Raw genomic sequence first — 16763 nt, 5'->3', positions numbered from 1 at the left:
CATCCGTCCCGGGACGGCGTGGACGGTACGGTCCACTCTCAACGACCCGGCACGGCCGGTGCGCGCGACCGGGTGCGTTGGATCAGTACGACGCAACCCAGTACCACCAGCGCGGCCCCGATCGACGCCGGGGTGACGGTCTCGCCGAGCAGCAGTGCCGACCAGCCCAGCGTGAGCACCGGTTGGGCGAGCTGGATCTGACCGACCTGTGCGATGCCGCCCCGGGCCAGGCCCGCGTACCAGGCGAAGAAGCCGAGGAACATGGAGACCAGGGTGAGGTAGCCGAACGCCGACCAGTTCACGGCGTCGGCCCGCGGGGGATCGGCCACCGCGGCGACGACCGTGACGGGGCCGGTGACCGGCAGCGAGAGCAGCAGTGCCCAGCAGATCGTGCGGGCGCCGCCCAACTCGCGGGCGAGTGCGCCGCCCTCGGCGTACCCGAGGCCGCAGAGTACGACCGCCGCGAGCAGGAGGAGGTCGGCCGGGGAGAGGGCGCCGTGCACCGCACCGCTGGCGACGAGGAACGCCAGCACCGCCAGCAGCCCGGCGGTGCTGGCGAGCCAGAAGAGCGGCGGGGGGCGCTCGCCGGCCCGCAGTACCGCGAAGACGGCGGTCATGGCGGGCAGCACCGTGATGACGACCGCGCCGTGCGCGGAGGTCTGGGTGACCAGCGCCAGCGACGTGCAGAGCGGGAAGCCGACGACGACGCCGAGGGCGACGACCGACAGCCGCCGCCACTGGTCGGGGGTGGGGCGCGGCGCGGCGGTGATCCACAGGTACGCCCAGGCCAGCAGCGCGGCGCCGACGGCCCGGCCGAAGGCGACGAACCACGGGTCGAGCTGCTGTACCGCGACCCGGGTGGCCGGCAGCGACATGCTGAAGGCGAGCACGCCCAGGGCGCCGAGGACGAGGCCGACCAGCCGCTCCGCCGTTACCGTGCTGGCAGCAGTAACGCTACTCTGTCCTTTCATGAATTACGGTAACGCCGCAGAGCGGGTTATCCAAGATCTGCGTCACCTCGTGACCGTCGCCGCCCCCGGCACCCGGCTCCCCTCGGTACGCGAGCTGACCGCCCGGCACCAGGCCTCGCCGGTCACCGTCGCCCAGGCGGTCCGGCAGCTGGTGGCGGAGGGGCTGGTCGAGGCGCGATCCGGCCGGGGCACCTTCGTCGCCGAACCGCCGCAGCGGCGGGCCGCACCCGACCTCTCCTGGCAGACCGTCGCGCTCGGCCCCAGCCGACCGGGTGAGGCGGAGATGCAGGCGTTACTGGCGTTACCGCCCGCAGGCGCGATCCCGCTCTCCGGCGGCTATCTCGACGCGGATCTTCAGCCCATCGCCGCGCTCGGCGCCGCGCTCACCCGCGCCGCCCGGCAGCCCGCCTCCTGGCAGCGCGGACCGGCGCAGGGGCGCGAGGACCTGCGCGCCTGGTTCGCCCGGGAGGCCGGCGGCGGGCTGCGCGCCGACGACATGGTGATCTGTCCCGGGGGACAGGCGGCGCTGTCGACGGCGCTGCGCGCCCTCGGCACGCCCGGCGACACCCTGCTCGTCGAGTCGCCGACCTACCTGGGTGCGCTGGCCACCGCCCGGGCGGCCGGCCTGCGGGTGGTGCCGGTACCCGTCGACGTCGACGGAGTACGCCCCGACCAGCTCGCCGCCGCTTTCGCCCGTACCGGCGCCCGGCTCTTCTACTGCCAGCCGCTGCACGCCAACCCGCACGGCGCGACCCTGGCGGCGCACCGCCGGGCCCGGGTCGTCGAGGCCGTACGCGACGCGGGCGCGTTCCTGATCGAGGACGACTACGCCCGCGACCTCACCATCGACGGGGAGAGCCCGCCACCACTGGCCGCCGACGACCCCGACGGACACGTCGTCCACCTGCGCTCGCTGACCAAGTCGACGGCTCCCGGGCTGCGGGTGGCCGCCATCGGCGCCCGCGGCCCGGCCGGCGCCCGGCTGCGTACGGCCCGGTTGCGTGACGACCTCTTCGTCGCCGGCCCACTGCAACAGGCCACACTGGAGTTCGTCAGCGCCCCCGCCTGGGCACGGCACCGCCGCATGCTGCGTACCGCGTTGCGGACCCGTCGGGAGGCGCTGCTGACCGCGCTCCGCCGGCACCTGCCCGAACTCGCCGGGCAGCCCGTTCCGCGCGGCGGCATGCACCTCTGGATCCGGCTGCCCGAGGGCACCGACGACGTCGCGCTGGCCGCCGCCGCGGCCGCCGAGGGGGTCGTCGTCTTTCCCGGCCGTCCCTGGTACGCCGCCGAACCCCCGGCCGCGCACCTGCGCCTCAGCTACGCCGCCGCCCCGGCCGAGCTGATGGACGAGGCCGTCCGCCGGCTGGCCCGCGCCTTCCGACCCTCCTGACTCCCCGCCGGTCCCCGGCACCCTGCGGATCGGTGACCCTCCCGGCGTCGACCCGCGCCCGAGCCGCGTCCCGGTCACGGCGGGGCCGTCGTCACCCGTCCAGTGGGAAGTGTCGTCGTCACCCGTCCGGTGGGACGTGTCGTCGTCACCCGTCCGGTGGGACGTGCCGTCCTCACTCGTCCAGTTGGAAGTGCCAGACGACCAGGGTGGGCATGTCGTCGACGACGGCGGCGGCCGCCGCCGGTGCGATCCCCGGCAGCGACCAGGGCCAGGTGTCCCAGGGTCCGACCACGGTGTCGGCGGCGGGTCCGGCGTCGCCGGCATCGACCCGGGTGCGCGGCTCCTCGCAGCGCCGTACCCGAAGACCGAGCGGCAGGGCCGCCCGCAGGTAGTCACCGGCCCGGTGCCGGTACGCCGGCAGCAGGCCGGGCTCCCCGGTGCCGGTACGCACCCGTGGCACCGAGCCCAGCGCCACCCGTTCCTGGTGGGCGTCGGAGATCACGAGGTGGCCGCCGGGGCGGAGGACGCGGGCGAATTCCGCGAACACCGGCTCCAGTGCGGGCAGGTGGGTGAGGGCCAGCGCGCAGACGACGAGGTCGACGTGGTCGTCCGGCAACGGCAGCCGGTGCAGGTCGGCGAGCCGGAACTCCGCGTCGGGGACCCGTTCGCGGGCCCGGGCGAGCATCTCGGCGGAACTGTCCACCCCGATCACCCGGTGTCCCCGGGCCACCAGATAGCCGGTGTGCCGGCCGGTGCCGCAGGCGGCGTCCAACGCGGTGCCGGGCGGCAGTGCGTCGAGGATCTCCCGTACGACCGGCTCCTCCACCTCCAGGAGCCCGTTGCCCGGTTGGTCGTAGGTCGCCGACCAGACGCGGTAGCCGTCGACCGTGTCGACGCGGCTCGCGGCGACACCTGCACCGGCCAGGGCGGGGCTGTCGAGCAGGTGCCGGATCTCGCGGATGCGCGCCTCGGTGAACTCGCGGTCGTACTCCCCGGCGAAGGCCCGCAGCAGGGCGACGCCTTCCAACCCGAGCAGGAACGCCAGCGGGTGCTGGTAGATCATCGGGTGCTCCGTCCCGCCCATCAGGCCGGCCGGGTCTCGCCGAGGAAGTCGAGGATCAGCGCGGTCGTCTCGGCGGGGCGTTCCAGGCTGGGCAGGTGGCCGGCCCAGGGCAGTTCGAGGTGTCGGGCGTCGGGCAGCAGTGTGGGCAGCCGGGCGGCGATCTGCCGGAAGTCCGGCAGGTCGTACCGGCCGGAGAGGGCGAGACAGGATGCGGTGATCCTACCGAGGTCGGGCTCGCCGAGATCGAGGGGCGGAACCTCCTCGGTGGCGGCGAGCTGCACCTCGAAGGCGTGCCGCTGCATCTCGCGTACCCGATTTCGGGTCGCCTCGTCGGCCTCGGGCCCCAGCCAGGTTCGGACGTTGAGCTCGACGGCCCCGGCGACGTCGCCGGCCTCGAGCAGTTCGTCCTCCTGCCGGCCGAAGTCCCGCAGCTCCGGACCGGGCACGTGGCCGGGCATGCCGGCGCAGAGCAGTGCCAGCCGGGTCACCCGGTCCGGCCATCGGGCGGCCACCTCCAACCCGACCCGGCCGCCGAAGGAGGCGCCGACCAGCGCCACCCGGTCGACCCGCAGCGCGTCCAGCAGGTCGTGCACGTCCTGCGCCTCGGCGTAGGGGCGGTCCGGCACCGGGGTCTCGCCGAAGCCCCGGAAGTCGCAGCGGATCACCTGGTAGCCGGCGTCGAGCAGGGCGGGCCACTGCGGATCCCACATCCGCCGGTCACAGACGGAGGAGTGCAGCAGCAGGAGGGCGGGGCCGTTTCCGGCGACATCGTGTGCGAGCGTCATCGCGGCCCACCCTAGGTCGGGCCCGGCCGGCCCACCATCGAATATCTCCGGCTGGCGGCCGTTGCGGGTGTGGGAATTACGCCATCCCATCGGTGTGGCGGGGACGGACTCGATAGGCTGACCGAGGCCGGCAAAGTCGACAATTTACGCAATTGTTGACGAGGTGCCGTGACTGAGCCGCCGGTCGACGCGGCCGCCGGGCCCGGCGGGCGAACCACGGGGGAAGGGGAGAGTCGGGTGCCCTATCTGACTGTCGGCGTGGAGAACTCCGCGCCCATCGATCTGCACTACGAGGATCACGGCGCCGGGCAGCCGGTGGTGCTCATCCACGGCTTCCCGCTCAGCGGCTCGGCCTGGGAGAAGCAGATCAACCCGCTGCTCAACGCCGGCTACCGGACCATCACCTACGACCGGCGGGGATTCGGCACGTCGAGCCAGCCGGCGGTGGGCTACGACTACGACACCTTCGCCGCCGACCTGAGCATCCTGATGAACGAGTTGGACCTCACCGACACCATCCTGGTCGGCCACTCGATGGGTACCGGCGAGGTGACGCGGTACATCTCCAACTACGGCTCCGCCCGGGTGAACCGGGCCGTCTTCATCTCGCCGATCCCGCCGTTCCTGCTCAAGACCGAGGACAACCCGGAGGGCGTCGACCAGAGCCTCTTCGACGGCTTCATGCAGAGCGTGATCACCGACCGGGCCCAGTACCAGACGTCGTTCCTGCACGACTTCTACAACCTCGACGAGAACCTCGGCAAACGGGTCAGCGACGAGGTGGTCCGGATGAACTGGAACGTGGCGGTGAGCGCCTCGCCGATCGGCACCCTGGCCTCCATCCCCGCCTGGCTGACCGACTTCCGGCAGGACCTGCCCCGGATCGACGTACCGGTGCTGATCATCCAGGGTGACGCGGACCGGGTCCTGCCCTACCCGGTGACCGGGCAGCGGATGCACGCCGCGATGCCCAACAGCCAGCTCGTCACCCTGAAGGGCGCACCGCACGGCATCCCGTGGACGCACGCCGACGAGATCAACCAGGCGCTGCTGGACTTCATCAGGACCCCGGTCGACGCGCTCCTCTGACCAGGCCCGGTCCGACCCGGGGCAGGCCGTCGGCCGGACCGGGGCGGGACCCGGTCGACCGGTTCGCCGAGCCCGTCCGGCGCCACCCGGGCGCCGGACGGTCCGCGTCACGCCTCGGGCGCGATGAGTCGCTGGTCCTCCGCGTCCCGCACCAGGATCGCCTCGACCGGGCAGGACTCGGCCGCGTCGACCACCGGGTCGGCCGGGTCGACGGTCTCGGCCAGCGGAGTGGAGAGCCCGTCGACGAGCCGGAAGTGCCCGGGCGCCATGCCGGCGCAGATCCCGGAGCCGATGCAGCGGTGCGGGTCGACGCTGACCCGCCAGGCGGCGCTCACCAGGCCACCGGAAGGGCGAGCGGTCCGCGTACCAGCAGGCCGCTCTTCCACGGCACCTCCGGCTCGGGCACCGCCAGCCGCAGTCCGGGCAGGCGAGCGACCAGGGTACCGATCGCCACCTGCAACTCCATCCGGGCGAGCTGCGCGCCGACGCAGTGGTGCACACCGTGCCCGAAGCCGACGTGCGGATTGACCTCCCGACCCAGGTCGAGCCGGTCCGGATCGGCGAAGACCGTACCGTCCCGGTTGGCCGAGCCGATCGCCGGGAGTACCGGCTCGCCGGCCCGGACGAGTACCCCGCCGAGTTCGACGTCCTCCGTCGCGTACCGGGGGAAGGCCGAGGCGGCGCCGAGCGGCACGTAGCGCATCAGCTCCTCGACGGCGCTCGGGATCAGCGTGGGATCGGCGCGGAGCCGGGCCAGCTCCGCCGGGTGCTGCAGGAGCACGTAGACGAAGTTCGGGATCTGGGTCACGGTCGTCTCGTGCCCGGCCGCGAGCAGCCCGGCGGCGAGCTGCACCAGCTCCTGCTCGGTGAGCCGGTCCTCGTTCTCGTCCCGGGCCCGCACCATCGCGCCGAGCAGGTCGTCGATCGGCTCGCGACGGCGGACCGCGACCAGCGCGCCGATGTAGCCCCAGAGGCTCTCCAGGTATTCCTGGATCTTCTCCGGGCTCAGCGAGGTGGTCGAGACGATCGCCTCCGACCAGGTGTGGAACCTGTCCCGGTCGGCGAACGGGACGCCGAGCAGCTCGCAGATGACCTGGATCGGCAGCGGGGTGGCGAAGTGCTCGACCAGGTCGGCCGGCGGACCGGCCTCGACCATCTGGTCGACCAGCCCGTCGGCGATCTCCTGGGCGCGGGTGCGCAGCAGTTCCACCCGGCGGGCGGTGAACGCCTTCGCCACCAGCCGGCGCAGCCGGGTGTGGTCGGGTGGATCCATGCCGAGCATGCCGAGATCCGGTTGCCGGGGCATCGTCCGGGGCTGGTCGCGCCCGACCCCGGCGGCCCGGCTGAACCGGGCGTCGCCGAGCACGACCCGGACGTCGGAGTAGCGGGTGGCGAGCCAGGTCTCCTCGCCGAAGGGCAGCTGCACCCGGATCAGTGGCTCGTCGCGGCGCAGCCGGGTGTAGTGCGGGTCGAGGTTGAGCCGGTCGGGGGCGGCGAACGGGTAGGGGCGGGCGGTCACCTGCCGGCTGTCCGTCATCTCGGATCCCTCCGTCGAGCGGGCGCGGTCGGCGCGACGGTCGGTGACGATCGGCTTGACCGTGGTGATCCGATCGGCCATCGGCGCCGGGTAAGGCACTGATGGCGGATAGTAGCGAACTACGCTGATCAATGCCATTGGTCACATAGGACGGTCTCAGGCGTTCAGGTACGCCAACACCGCCAGTACCCGCCGGTTGTCGTCCTCCGACGGCGGCATGCCCAGCTTGCTGAAGATGCTGTTGATGTGCTTGCTGACCGCCTTCTCGGTGACGAAGAGCCGGCCCGCGATCGCCGCGTTGGACCGGCCCTCCGCCATCAGGCCGAGCACCTCCCGCTCCCGGGCGGTGAGCGCGTGCAGCGGCTCCGCGCCGGAGCGGTTCGCCAGCAGTTCGGCGATGACCTCCGGATCCATCACCGTGCCGCCGGTCGCCACCCGCCGCACCGCGTCGACGAACTGGCCCACGTTGGAGACCCGGTCCTTGAGCAGATAGCCGATCGCACCACTGCGGTCGGCGAGCAGTTCCCGGGCGTAGAGCTGCTCGACGTGCTGCGAGAGCACGAGTACCGGCAGTCCCGGCATCCGGGTACGGGCCTCGATCGCCGCCTGGAGCCCCTCGTCGGTGAAGGTCGGCGGCAGCCGTACGTCGACCACCGCCACGTCCGGACGGTGCTCGACCAGCGCCGGCAGCAGCGCCGGTCCGTTGTCGACCGCGGCCACGACCTCGAAGTCGAACGCCTGGAGCAGCCGGGTCAATCCGTCCCTGAGCAGGGCGAGGTCTTCGGCGATGACAACTCGCACGGCAACTCCATGGTCACGGTCGTGGGCCCGCCGGGCGGGCTGGCCACGAACATCGTGCCATCAAAGGCGGCCAGCCGGCGCTCGATCCCCCGCAGGCCGGTCCCGCCGGCCGGATCGGCCCCGCCGGCCCCGTCGTCGCCGACCACCATGACCAGCCGGCCGTCGCCGTGCCGCAGCCGTACCCAGGCGTTGCGTGCGGAGCTGTGCTTGGCGACGTTGGCCAGCAGCTCGGCGGCGGTGAAGTAGACCGCCGACTCGACCGGGGCCAGCGGCCGGCCCGGAAGTTCGACGTCGACCTCGACCGGCAGCGGCAGTTTCAGCGCGAGCGCCCGGATCGCACCGGCCAGCCCGCGTTCGGCGAGTACCGGCGGATGGATGCCCCGGACCAGGTCCCGCAGCTCGCCCAGGGCCTGCCCGCTGGCCTCCCGGGCCTCGGCCATCAGCCGCCGCGCCGCCGCCGGGTCGCGGCTCATCAGCTCCTCGGCCAGCCCGATGCTCATGCTCAGCGCCACCAGCCGGGCCTGGGCCCCGTCGTGCAGGTCCCGCTCGATCCGACGCAGCTCGGCAGCCTGCGCGTCGACGGCCTCCGACCGGCTCTCGGTGAGCTGCCGGACCCGCCGGTGCAGCGCCGCCGCCCGGGTCGGTGCCAGCAGCGCCCGGATGAAGCCGGCGTGCGTCCGGTGGATCAGCTCACCGACGACACCGCCGAAGAGCAGGATCAGCGCACCCTGCGGCAGCGCCAGCAGCGCCTTGCCGAGGGTGTCGGCCGGCCAGACCGCGCCGTAGCCGTACCAGGCGTCGAGGGCCCAGAGCAGCACCGGCACTCCGAGCAGCCCCTCCAGGCCGTAGACCACCAGGCAGACCGGCAGCAGCCCGAGTACCAGCCCGACCGGTATCGACGTGAGCAGCCAGAGCAGGTCCCGCCAGGTGGCCGGGTCGGTCACCACCCACCGGTACCGGGCCCAGACGGTCATCCGCTCCGGCGCCGGCCGGTACGGGCTGGGCACCTCCCGGCCGGTCCACTGCCCCGCGATCCAGCGGTTCAGCCCGGCGACGTGGCGTACCACGGCGGTCACCGCGGGAAAGGCGAGGAGGCCCACGCCGAGCACCGTGAAGGCGAGGGAGAGCACCGAGAGCACCAGCAGGACGATGTTGGCGCTGACCGAGAGTACGGCCAGCAGCAGCCCCTCGCCGCCCTGGACGAGCCGGCGGCGGAGCCGGTGCGGTGGTGGCCGGGTGCTGGTCGCGGGGTCCATGCCGCCATTCTGGTCGACCGGCCCGACTCCGATCTGTGGTGCTACGACCACCACCGCTCGGGAGGTGCCACCCCGCTGCGTACCCGGCGTCGCTGGCCCCGGCCCGCCGAACGTGATACCCCCGACCGGGTTCGTCGCCGGCCGGGCTACCGGACCGGTTTGACCAGGGCGACGATGTCCTCGGCCGCCGTCGTCAACATGCCGAGGACCAGGCCGGTGATGCCGGCGATCATCGCGTACGCCGGGTCGAGGGCGGCCCCCGTGGACAGTCCGAGCACGCCCAGTGCCGCCACGCAGATCAGGGTCAGGTTCCGCACCAGGTGGGGGATGCCGAGCGGGGTACTGGAGGCGCCGAAGCACCGGCAGGGAGCGCGGTTGCCCCTGGCCAGGGCCAGTCCGATCACGACGGTGAAGGCGCCGAGCAGACCGATCGCGAGTGCGAAGCCGAGGACGCCGGCCACCCGCAGCGGCACCAGAAGCAGCGCGGCGGCGAGCGCCTCGGCCGTCACCGTCGCGACCGCCGCCGGCCGTACCGCAGCCTCCGGCAGTTGCCGCAACTCGCGCAGCGACCGGACGAAGTCCCGCCAGGCGGCCCTGGACGCGACCTTGTTGGCGACGGCCACGATGAACACCGCGGCGAGGAGTACTCGGCAGCCCACCTCCAGATACCGCACAACGGGGAACCTATCGGCTCCGCCGTCGTACGCCAACCGCCGCGACCCGCGCACACCGGCGACGGGTCGGGCGATCCGCCTCCGGACGCCTCAGGCCCTGCGGCGCTGTCGGGACGCCTCGTAGAGGGCGACGGTGCCCGCCGTCGCGGCGTTGAGCGAACTCGCCGATCCGGCGATCGGGATCCGGAGCATCCGATCGCAGGACTGCCGCCACGCCGCGCTGAGCCCGGAGGTCTCGTTGCCGACCAGCAGCACGGTGGGGCCGGTGAGGTCGTGCTCGGCGATCTCGACCTCGCCGGCCTCGTCGGTGCCGACGATCTGCACCGGCAACCCGCGCTCGCGCAGCGCGGCCACCCAGTCGAGTACGTCCCGGTGCGAACCGGTGCGGACCACCGGCACCGCGAAGAGCGAGCCGGTGCTGGCCCGGACCGCTCTCGGGTCGTACGGGTCGGCGGCGTGCCCGACCACCACCAGCCCGGCGGCGCCGAACGCGTCGGCGGAGCGGACCAGGGTGCCGATGTTGCCCGGTGCGGTCGGCCGGTCGAAGACCACCACCAGCGCGTCGGGCCCGACCGGGATCCGGTCCAGCCGGTCCGGCGGCAGACCCAGCACGGCGACGAGTTCCGGCAGCTCCTCGTCCTTGCCGCCGAGTTCGTGCAGCAGGTCGGGGGCGACCGCGACCCGGTTGCCGGTGGTCTGGTCGAGCAGGTCCCGGGCCCACCGGGACAGCGGCACGCCGTCCGGGTGCAGCAGCGCGTGCACCGGCCAGCCCTGCCGGACCGCCACGGTGATCGGCCGGACGCCCTGCACCAGGAACTCGCCGGCCCGCTGCCGCTTGGTGCGGTTGGTCAGCAGCGCCGACCACTGCTGGAAGCTGGCGTTGCGGGTGGTGACCCGCAACGTCCGGGGCACCCGGGCGGAGCTGCCGACACTGTCCGTACGCACCGCACGACGATACCGCCGGTCGGACCCGGTGCCGCCGCTGGCCGGCCGGACCGTCGCTCCGGCTACTTCGTCGCCCCGCTGGTGAACCCGTTGTAGATGAAGCGTTGCAGCAGCAGGAAGACGATCAGAGTCGGGACTATCACCAGGATGACCCCGGCCGAGATGACCTCCCACTGCGCCCCGAACGGCCCCTTGAAGCGGAACAGCGAGGTGGAGATGACCCCGAGGTCGCGGTCGGGCATGTAGAGGAACGGGATGTAGAACTCGTTGTACATGGTGATCCCCTTGATGATCACGACGGTCGCGATCGCCGGCTTCAACAGGGGAAGGATGATCCGCAGATAGATCGTGAGATGGTTGGCGCCCTCCAGGGCGGCCGACTCGTCCAGCTCCCGGGGAATCCCCCGGAGGAACTGCTGGAAGATGTAGATCGAGATGATGTCGGTGCCGAGGAAGAGCACGATCGCCGACCACCTGGTGTTGAACAGCCCGAGACCGTTCACCACCTGGAAGGTCGCCACCTGGGTGGTCACCCCGGGCACCAGGGTGGCCAGCAGGAACAGCATGATGATGGTCTTGCGGAACCGGAACTCGAACCGGTCCAGGGCGTACGCCGCCATCGAGCCGATCAGCACCGTACCGGCCAGCGACACGGCCAGGATGACCGAGGTGTTGACGAAGGCCCGCAGCATGCCGCCCTGGGTGAACGCCGTGACGTAGTTGTCGAGGTTGAACCAGTTGCCGGGCGGGTCGAACGGCGCCCCGTTGATGAACTCGTCGTTGGTCTTCAGCGAGGCCATCAGCAGGACCAGCAGCGGCGCCAGCACCACCAGGGAGGCGACGACCAGGGAGACGTACTTGAGGGTCACCGCGACCCGGGCGCCGAACGTGCCGAGCGGGGTGCCGGCCCGGGGCCGTCGCCGGGGTGGCGTGCCGGGGGAGCGGAGGGCGGTCAGGCTCACGTCAGGTTCACCTTCTCCTCGGGCACGACCCGGCGCTGGATCCAGGTGAGCAGCAGGATGATCACGAGGAGTACGACGGCCATCGCCGAGGCGAGCCCGACCTTGTAGTACTTGAACGCCATGTCGACGGTCTGGATCACGAAGGTCTCGCTGCCGTTCGCGCCGCCGGTCATGATGTACGGGATCTCGAAGACCGAGAGCGACCCGGAGATCGCCAGGATGAACGAGAGCCCGACGATCGGCCGGATGCCGGGCAGGATCAGGTAGCGGAACTGGTGCCACCGGTTCGCCCCGTCGATCTCGGCCGCCTCGTAGAGCTGGGCCGGGATCGACTGGATCGCGCCGAGGAAGAGTACGAAGTTCAGCCCGAGGTAGCGCCAGACCGACGTACCGGCGAGCGAATAGTTGATCACCTCGGGGTCGCCGAGCCACTGCTGCGACAGGTTGCCGAGGCCGAAGACCCGCAGTGCCGAGTCAAGGGTGCCGCCGGGCTGGAAGAAGTAGAGGAAGACCATCGCGATGGCGACACCGTTGATCAGGTACGGGAAGAAGATGATCCCCTTGAAGAGGTTGCGGAACCTGACGTTGAAGCTCAGCACGGTGGCGAAGTAGAGCGCCAGCGCGATCTGCAGCACCGACGCGCCGATGTAGTAGAGGCTGACCCGGAGCACCTCGAAGAGCTCGGGGCGGGTGGCGATCTCGACGTAGTTCCCGGCGCCCACGAACTCCTTGGTCGGGCTCAGGCCGTTCCACGAGGTGACGCTGTAGCCGAACATGTTGACGACCGGGACGTAGGTGAAGACCGCGAGCAGCGCCACCGGCACCAGCAGGAAGAGATAGGGGGTGAGGGGCTTCCGTCGGCGCGGCACCGGCCGGCGCGGACCGGTGGGTCCGAGCCGTTGCCGAAGCGCCGCGCCGGCCGACCCGGAGAACCGACTCGCGGTGTTCGTCGGAGTTGCCATGGGGAACGCAAACCTTCCGGGTCGAGCCGGACCGTACGTCGTCGCGCCGGTGGCGCGGGGCGGCCGGGTGACACCGTCACCCGCCCGCCCCGGGTGGTACGCGGATCCGAGGGCAGTGCCCTACCGGACCTTCGACCTCGTCTCCGCCCACTTCTTGTTCAGGTCGGCGAAGATCTGCTCCTTGGTCTCCTTCTTCGCGCCCCGGGCCGCGTCCACGATCCGCTGCCGGTACGTGCCGTCCCAGAGCGCGATCTCGGCGGCATTGCCGATCTTGTCGGCCAGCCCCTCCTCGCCCTTCGGCGCCGGGTTGTACTCGATGAACTCGGTCCCGGCGGCGGTCAGGTCGGCCAGGGTGCTCGGCATCGCCTGGCTGATCACCGGCGAGATGCCGCCCTGGTCGACCGCGTAGTTGGACTCCTCGGCGAACCAGTCGATCCAGGCCCGCGCGGTCGCCTTGTTCTTCGAGTTGATGTTGATGCCGTTGTCGTAGTCGCCGCTGATGACGGTGTGGAACTTGCCGTCGACCTGGGTCGGGAACGGCAGGTAGCCGATGTCCGCCTTGTCGGTGGCCGCACCCTGCATCTGCACGATCGACCAGGAGCCGAGCATCATCGTGGCGATCTTGCCGGTGCCGAGCATGCCCTTGGACTGCTCCCAGTTGGTGGTCGTCGGGTCCGGCTCGGTCAACCCGCGCTGCACCGCGTCGAAGAGCAGCGAGTCCATGATGTGGTGTTCCTTGCCGGGCGCCCACGGAGCGTCGTCCTTGGCCAGCTTGATCGCCGCGTCCGGGTCGCCACTGATCCCGCCTCGGTTGCCCTCCCACTGGCCGAGCGGCCACTTGTCCTTGTAGTTGGTGTAGAGCGGGATCGCGTCGGTCTTCTCCTTGATCGCGGCCAGCGCGCCGAGGAACTCCTCCGGCGTCTTCGGCGGCGCGGTGACCCCCGCCTGCTGCCAGACCCTCTTGTTGTAGACGAAGCCCTGCGCGTTGCCGGTGATGGTGAGGCCGTAGACCTTGTCGTCGAGGCGCTGCTCGGTGCGGACGAAGCGGTATTTCTTCTCCAGCTCGGCGACGGTGCCGAGCGGCTCGAAGAAGGTCGGCAGCAGGTCGGTGGTGACCGAGTTGGGGATGAGGAGCACGTCGCCGTACTCCTTGGTGTTCATCCGGATCCGGACCTCGCCCTCGTAGTCCGTGATCGCCTCGAACTTCACCGTGGTGCCGGGGTACTTCGCCTCGAACTTCTTCTTGTAGTCCTGGAAGACCGTGTCGACGATGTCGGTGCGCTGGGTCAGCACCGTGATCTCACCGGTGACGGCGCCGTCGGTGCCGCTCCCGTCGTCGCCTCCGCCGCAGCCCGCCGCCACGGCCAGCGCGAGCACGAGGGCGGCGCCGGTCAATCCGTGTTTTCTCATATGCGCGTCCCACCTTTCGGTGTCCACATTGACATTGCGATGCGTAGTGGCGCGCCTCGGGGAGGGTGGGATAGGCGGCGCGACTTGCAGGGAACGTACACGCGGGTTACAGCGGTGTCAACGACGTCACAACCCCTTGCCGGAGCTGAACTGTTAAGCGGGTAAACCGGTTCAGGCACAACGTCCGGTGTGTACCAGGTGACCAGCAGCGGAATGCCGGGGACGCCGGTCTGCGCGGGGCCGCGGCGGCGCCCGTGAACCGGTTTAGGACCGGCCGGCCCACCGCGTGGCCCGGCGGCCCGTAAGAGCGCACCCGCGCATACCGGTACTCAGCGACGGCCGACGCTATGTCTTTGCCGGTACGGTGACGCAATGTCTTTGCCGGTACGGCGGCGACGACAAGACGTCCGTTCGGCTGGCTAATGCGTCGCTCCGGCGTCGGCACACTCGGCCCGGAAGTGATGCCGAATGGTTCGTCGAATCGTCCGGCGGGCTGCGATGTGGACGGTGCGTCCCCGAGGCGGTGGCGTTCGCCCGCCCCGGCACCGGGACGGGGAACCGGCGGGCCGGTCCGGTGGGGGTGCGGCCAGGGCCGGGCGCCCGGCGGGCGGCCGACCGGCCGAGCCGCTACCGGCGCCGCTGCTTGCGCCAGGCTTCGACGACCCGCTCGACGTCGAAGGTCGGCAGCACCACCGGCGGCCCGTCGACCAGGCCGCGCCGGGCCAGCACGATCCGTTCGTTGAGTGCGGTCACGACGGACCGGACCGTCGACTCCGACGACTCCCGGGCCAGCCGCTGCGGCAGCTCCTCGGCCTCCTTGCGGATCATCAGCGAGGCCGGCCCGATGTCGGTCAGGTTCTCCCGGCGTACCCAGTCCCGGATCCACCAGTTCTCGTCGTATGTGCCGCCGTGTCCGGGTAGCGGCTTGCCGGCCCCGGGGAGGTTGTCGAACTCGCCGCGCTCCTGCGCCTCGCGGATCTGGCGTTCGATCCGGGACTCGTACCTGCTCGGCATCGATCGTCCTCCTCGTCCCGCCCCCGCCGGCCTGCGCGGATGTCGCCGGTACCGATTCTAGGCCGACGCCGCGTCGCGCCCCTCGCTGTGCCGGCGCTCAGCAACGTGGTCGAGGCGGCGCCGCCCGTGTCATGCTGCACGCACCGACGGCGAGGACGCCGTCGGCGGAGCCGGAGCACCGGCCAACCGAGCTGAGGAGTTCCCCGCCGTGTCAGCCAGCGAAGCGGCACCCGCGGTACCGGTCGCACCCGCCCGGCGGTTGCTGCGACCACTGCTGTTCGGCCTGACCCTGACCGCCATCCTGGCGCTGCTCTTCGGCGTGCCCTGGTGGACGCTGGTCGCCGCCGGTGCGCACTGGCCCACCGGGGTCTTCGCCGCCGGCACGGCGCTCTTCGCGGTGGCCCTGGCCGCGTTTCCGGTGCTGATGTATCTCGGGCACGGTCGGGGTCGGGACTGGGCGGCCCGGACCGGTGACACCCTGCTCGGCGTGGTCTGGGTGCTCTTCGTCTGGGCGGTGCTCGGCAACCTGCTGCGGGCCGGGCTCGCGGTCGGCGGCGTCGCCGATCCCACCCGGTCCCGGATCACCGCCGGCGCGGTCGCGGCCGTCTCGGTGGTGCTGCTGGCCTGGGGGTACGTCGAGGCGATGCGGCTGCCCCGGATCCGCCGCGTCGAGGTGCCGATCGCTCGACTCGGCGCCGGGCTGGACGGTCTGCGGATCGTCCTGTTGACCGACACCCACTACGGGCCGATCGACCGGGTCGGCTGGTCGGCCCGGGTGGTCGCGGCCGTCAACGAACTCGACGCGGACCTCGTCTGCCACACCGGTGACATCGCCGACGGCACCGTCGCGCAACGCCGGGCCCAGGCCGCGCCGCTCGGCGAGGTGCGCGCCCGGCTCGCCCGGACGTACGTGACCGGCAACCACGAGTACTTCGGCGAGGCGCAGGGCTGGCTCGACCACATGCGGGACCTGGGCTGGGAGCCGCTGCACAACCGGCACCTGGTCGTCGAGCGGAACGGCTGCCGGCTGGTGGTGGCCGGGGTCGACGACGCGACCGCAGGATCGTCCGGACGTCCCGGGCACCGCCCCGACCACGCCGCCGCACTGGCCGGCGCCGATCCGGAGCTGCCGGTGGTGCTCCTCGCCCACCAGCCGAAGCAGGTCGGCGCGGCGGTGGCGCACGGGGTCGACCTGCAACTGTCCGGGCACACCCACGGCGGGCAGATCTGGCCGTTCAACCTGCTGGTCCGGCTCGACCAGCCGACCGTGCAGGGGCTGACCCGGCACGGCGGGCGGACCCGGCTCTACACCAGCCGTGGCACCGGCTTCTGGGGCCCGCCGCTGCGGATCTTCGCGCCGAGCGAGATCACCCTGCTGACACTGCGCCGCGGCTGAGCCGCCGGGGAGCCCCGGCATGGGGGGTGACGCGTCGGGGTAGGAGTCGCGCCGACGGCTCTCGATCGCCTCCGGAGGTGGCCCCGTGCCCAGTCGCATCACCCAGTGGACCCTCGACGTGCGCGACGTCGACCTGATGGCCCGGTTCTGGTCCCAGGCGCTGGGCTACCGGATCGAGCCACGCGAGGACGGCAGCGCGAAGCTCTGGCCGCCGGACGAGGCACCGGTCACGGCGCCGAGCATCTGGTTGCAACCCGGCGCGCCGGAGAAGGTCGGCAAGAACCGGTTGCACGTCGACCTCGGGATGGATCGGGGCGACCCGGCCGAGGAACTGGACCGGTTGATTACTCTCGGTGCGCGTCGGGTCGACGTGGGGCAGCGTGGGACGGAGCCCTTCGTCGTACTCGCCGATCCGGAGGGGAACGAGTTCTGCCTGCTGGATCGCCCCACCCGTCGCCCCTGAGTCGAGCGCCCGTCCGGTGGTCGCCGAATTGCCCAGACATTG

The 16763-nt window shown here is 71.9% G+C and carries 17 protein-coding genes; 4 read left to right on the top strand and 13 right to left on the bottom strand.

Annotation, left to right across the window (positions count from 1 at the left end; translation table 11 throughout):
* Positions 1–38: 38 nt before the first annotated feature.
* Positions 39–971: a DMT family transporter gene (locus C6W10_RS03565; RefSeq protein ID WP_107256492.1), complete on the bottom strand. Its 933-nt coding sequence runs from the start codon at positions 969–971 to the stop codon at positions 39–41.
* On the opposite strand from C6W10_RS03565, the gene C6W10_RS03560 reads away from it, so the two are divergent.
* A complete protein-coding gene (locus tag C6W10_RS03560) occupies positions 970–2364 on the top strand; it encodes a PLP-dependent aminotransferase family protein (RefSeq protein ID WP_107256490.1) in 1395 nt (464 codons plus the stop codon). The genes C6W10_RS03565 and C6W10_RS03560 overlap by 2 nt on opposite strands.
* Before the next feature lie 172 nt (positions 2365–2536).
* On the opposite strand, the gene C6W10_RS03555 is transcribed toward C6W10_RS03560, so the two are convergent.
* Both C6W10_RS03555 and C6W10_RS03550 read right to left on the bottom strand, forming a co-directional pair.
* On the bottom strand, positions 2537–3427 hold the full coding sequence (locus C6W10_RS03555) for a class I SAM-dependent methyltransferase (protein WP_107263624.1): 891 nt from the start codon (positions 3425–3427) through the stop codon (positions 2537–2539).
* A gap of 20 nt (positions 3428–3447) precedes the next feature.
* Positions 3448–4212, bottom strand: coding sequence for an alpha/beta fold hydrolase (locus C6W10_RS03550; protein WP_107256488.1), 765 nt, complete (start codon positions 4210–4212; stop codon positions 3448–3450).
* Positions 4213–4449: 237 nt separating this feature from the next.
* On the opposite strand from C6W10_RS03550, the gene C6W10_RS03545 reads away from it, so the two are divergent.
* A complete protein-coding gene (locus tag C6W10_RS03545) occupies positions 4450–5301 on the top strand; it encodes an alpha/beta fold hydrolase (protein WP_107256487.1) in 852 nt (283 codons plus the stop codon).
* A gap of 107 nt (positions 5302–5408) precedes the next feature.
* Here the strand turns inward: C6W10_RS03545 and C6W10_RS03540 are convergent, their stop codons facing one another.
* The 10 genes from C6W10_RS03540 to C6W10_RS03490 form a co-directional block, all read right to left on the bottom strand.
* Complete coding sequence (locus C6W10_RS03540) at positions 5409–5636, bottom strand: ferredoxin (RefSeq protein ID WP_107256485.1); 228 nt, start codon at positions 5634–5636, stop codon at positions 5409–5411.
* Positions 5633–6838 carry a cytochrome P450 gene (locus tag C6W10_RS03535; protein WP_199853981.1) on the bottom strand — a complete coding sequence of 402 codons (1206 nt, stop codon included), beginning with the start codon at positions 6836–6838 and terminating at the stop codon, positions 5633–5635. Before C6W10_RS03535 ends, C6W10_RS03540 begins: the two co-directional genes overlap by 4 nt.
* Positions 6839–6994: 156 nt before the next feature.
* Positions 6995–7639 carry a response regulator transcription factor gene (locus tag C6W10_RS03530; RefSeq protein WP_107256481.1) on the bottom strand — a complete coding sequence of 215 codons (645 nt, stop codon included), beginning with the start codon at positions 7637–7639 and terminating at the stop codon, positions 6995–6997.
* Positions 7591–8895, bottom strand: a complete 1305-nt coding sequence (locus C6W10_RS03525) for a sensor domain-containing protein (RefSeq protein ID WP_107256479.1) — start codon at positions 8893–8895, stop codon at positions 7591–7593. The genes C6W10_RS03530 and C6W10_RS03525 overlap by 49 nt, the downstream gene beginning before the upstream one ends.
* A gap of 146 nt (positions 8896–9041) precedes the next feature.
* A complete protein-coding gene (locus C6W10_RS37110; protein WP_159104449.1) occupies positions 9042–9569 on the bottom strand; it encodes a MauE/DoxX family redox-associated membrane protein in 528 nt (175 codons plus the stop codon).
* Between the two features lie 90 nt (positions 9570–9659).
* Positions 9660–10481, bottom strand: a complete 822-nt coding sequence (locus C6W10_RS03510; RefSeq protein ID WP_107263623.1) for an RNA methyltransferase — start codon at positions 10479–10481, stop codon at positions 9660–9662.
* 95 nt (positions 10482–10576) lie between these two features.
* Positions 10577–11476, bottom strand: a complete 900-nt coding sequence (locus C6W10_RS03505) for a carbohydrate ABC transporter permease (RefSeq protein ID WP_107256473.1) — start codon at positions 11474–11476, stop codon at positions 10577–10579.
* Positions 11473–12438 carry a carbohydrate ABC transporter permease gene (locus tag C6W10_RS03500; RefSeq protein ID WP_107256472.1) on the bottom strand — a complete coding sequence of 322 codons (966 nt, stop codon included), beginning with the start codon at positions 12436–12438 and terminating at the stop codon, positions 11473–11475. The genes C6W10_RS03505 and C6W10_RS03500 overlap by 4 nt, the downstream gene beginning before the upstream one ends.
* A gap of 120 nt (positions 12439–12558) precedes the next feature.
* The gene (locus tag C6W10_RS03495) at positions 12559–13848 is read right to left on the bottom strand and encodes an ABC transporter substrate-binding protein (RefSeq protein WP_107256470.1); all 1290 of its coding nucleotides are present in this window, start codon (positions 13846–13848) and stop codon (positions 12559–12561) included.
* 627 nt (positions 13849–14475) lie between these two features.
* Positions 14476–14862: a DUF1992 domain-containing protein gene (locus C6W10_RS03490; protein WP_107256468.1), complete on the bottom strand. Its 387-nt coding sequence runs from the start codon at positions 14860–14862 to the stop codon at positions 14476–14478.
* A gap of 208 nt (positions 14863–15070) precedes the next feature.
* On the opposite strand from C6W10_RS03490, the gene C6W10_RS03485 reads away from it, so the two are divergent.
* Entirely contained in the window at positions 15071–16258 is a 1188-nt protein-coding gene (locus tag C6W10_RS03485; protein ID WP_107256466.1) for a metallophosphoesterase, read from the top strand.
* 85 nt (positions 16259–16343) lie between these two features.
* Entirely contained in the window at positions 16344–16721 is a 378-nt protein-coding gene (locus tag C6W10_RS03480; RefSeq protein ID WP_107256465.1) for a VOC family protein, read from the top strand.
* Positions 16722–16763: the final 42 nt, after the last annotated feature.

The sequence above is a fragment of the Plantactinospora sp. BB1 genome (assembly GCF_003030385.1).
GTDB lineage: Bacteria > Actinomycetota > Actinomycetes > Mycobacteriales > Micromonosporaceae > Plantactinospora.
Note: the sequence above shows the minus strand (reverse complement) of the source record. Positions and strands in the feature narration are given on the sequence as shown.

Bases quoted from the DNA above. Each gene is read 5' to 3' on its own strand.
- C6W10_RS03560 (WP_107256490.1), top strand. From the start codon at position 970: ATGAATTACGGTAACGCCGCAGAGCGGGTTATCCAAGATCTGCGTCAC.
- C6W10_RS03565 (WP_107256492.1), bottom strand. From the start codon at position 971: ATGAAAGGACAGAGTAGCGTTACTGCTGCCAGCACGGTAACGGCGGAG.
- C6W10_RS03555 (WP_107263624.1), bottom strand. From the start codon at position 3,427: ATGATCTACCAGCACCCGCTGGCGTTCCTGCTCGGGTTGGAAGGCGTC.
- C6W10_RS03550 (WP_107256488.1), bottom strand. From the start codon at position 4,212: ATGACGCTCGCACACGATGTCGCCGGAAACGGCCCCGCCCTCCTGCTG.
- C6W10_RS03535 (WP_199853981.1), bottom strand. From the start codon at position 6,838: ATGACGGACAGCCGGCAGGTGACCGCCCGCCCCTACCCGTTCGCCGCC.
- C6W10_RS03525 (WP_107256479.1), bottom strand. From the start codon at position 8,895: ATGGACCCCGCGACCAGCACCCGGCCACCACCGCACCGGCTCCGCCGC.
- C6W10_RS03500 (WP_107256472.1), bottom strand. From the start codon at position 12,438: ATGGCAACTCCGACGAACACCGCGAGTCGGTTCTCCGGGTCGGCCGGC.
- C6W10_RS03495 (WP_107256470.1), bottom strand. From the start codon at position 13,848: ATGAGAAAACACGGATTGACCGGCGCCGCCCTCGTGCTCGCGCTGGCC.
- C6W10_RS03490 (WP_107256468.1), bottom strand. From the start codon at position 14,862: ATGCCGAGCAGGTACGAGTCCCGGATCGAACGCCAGATCCGCGAGGCG.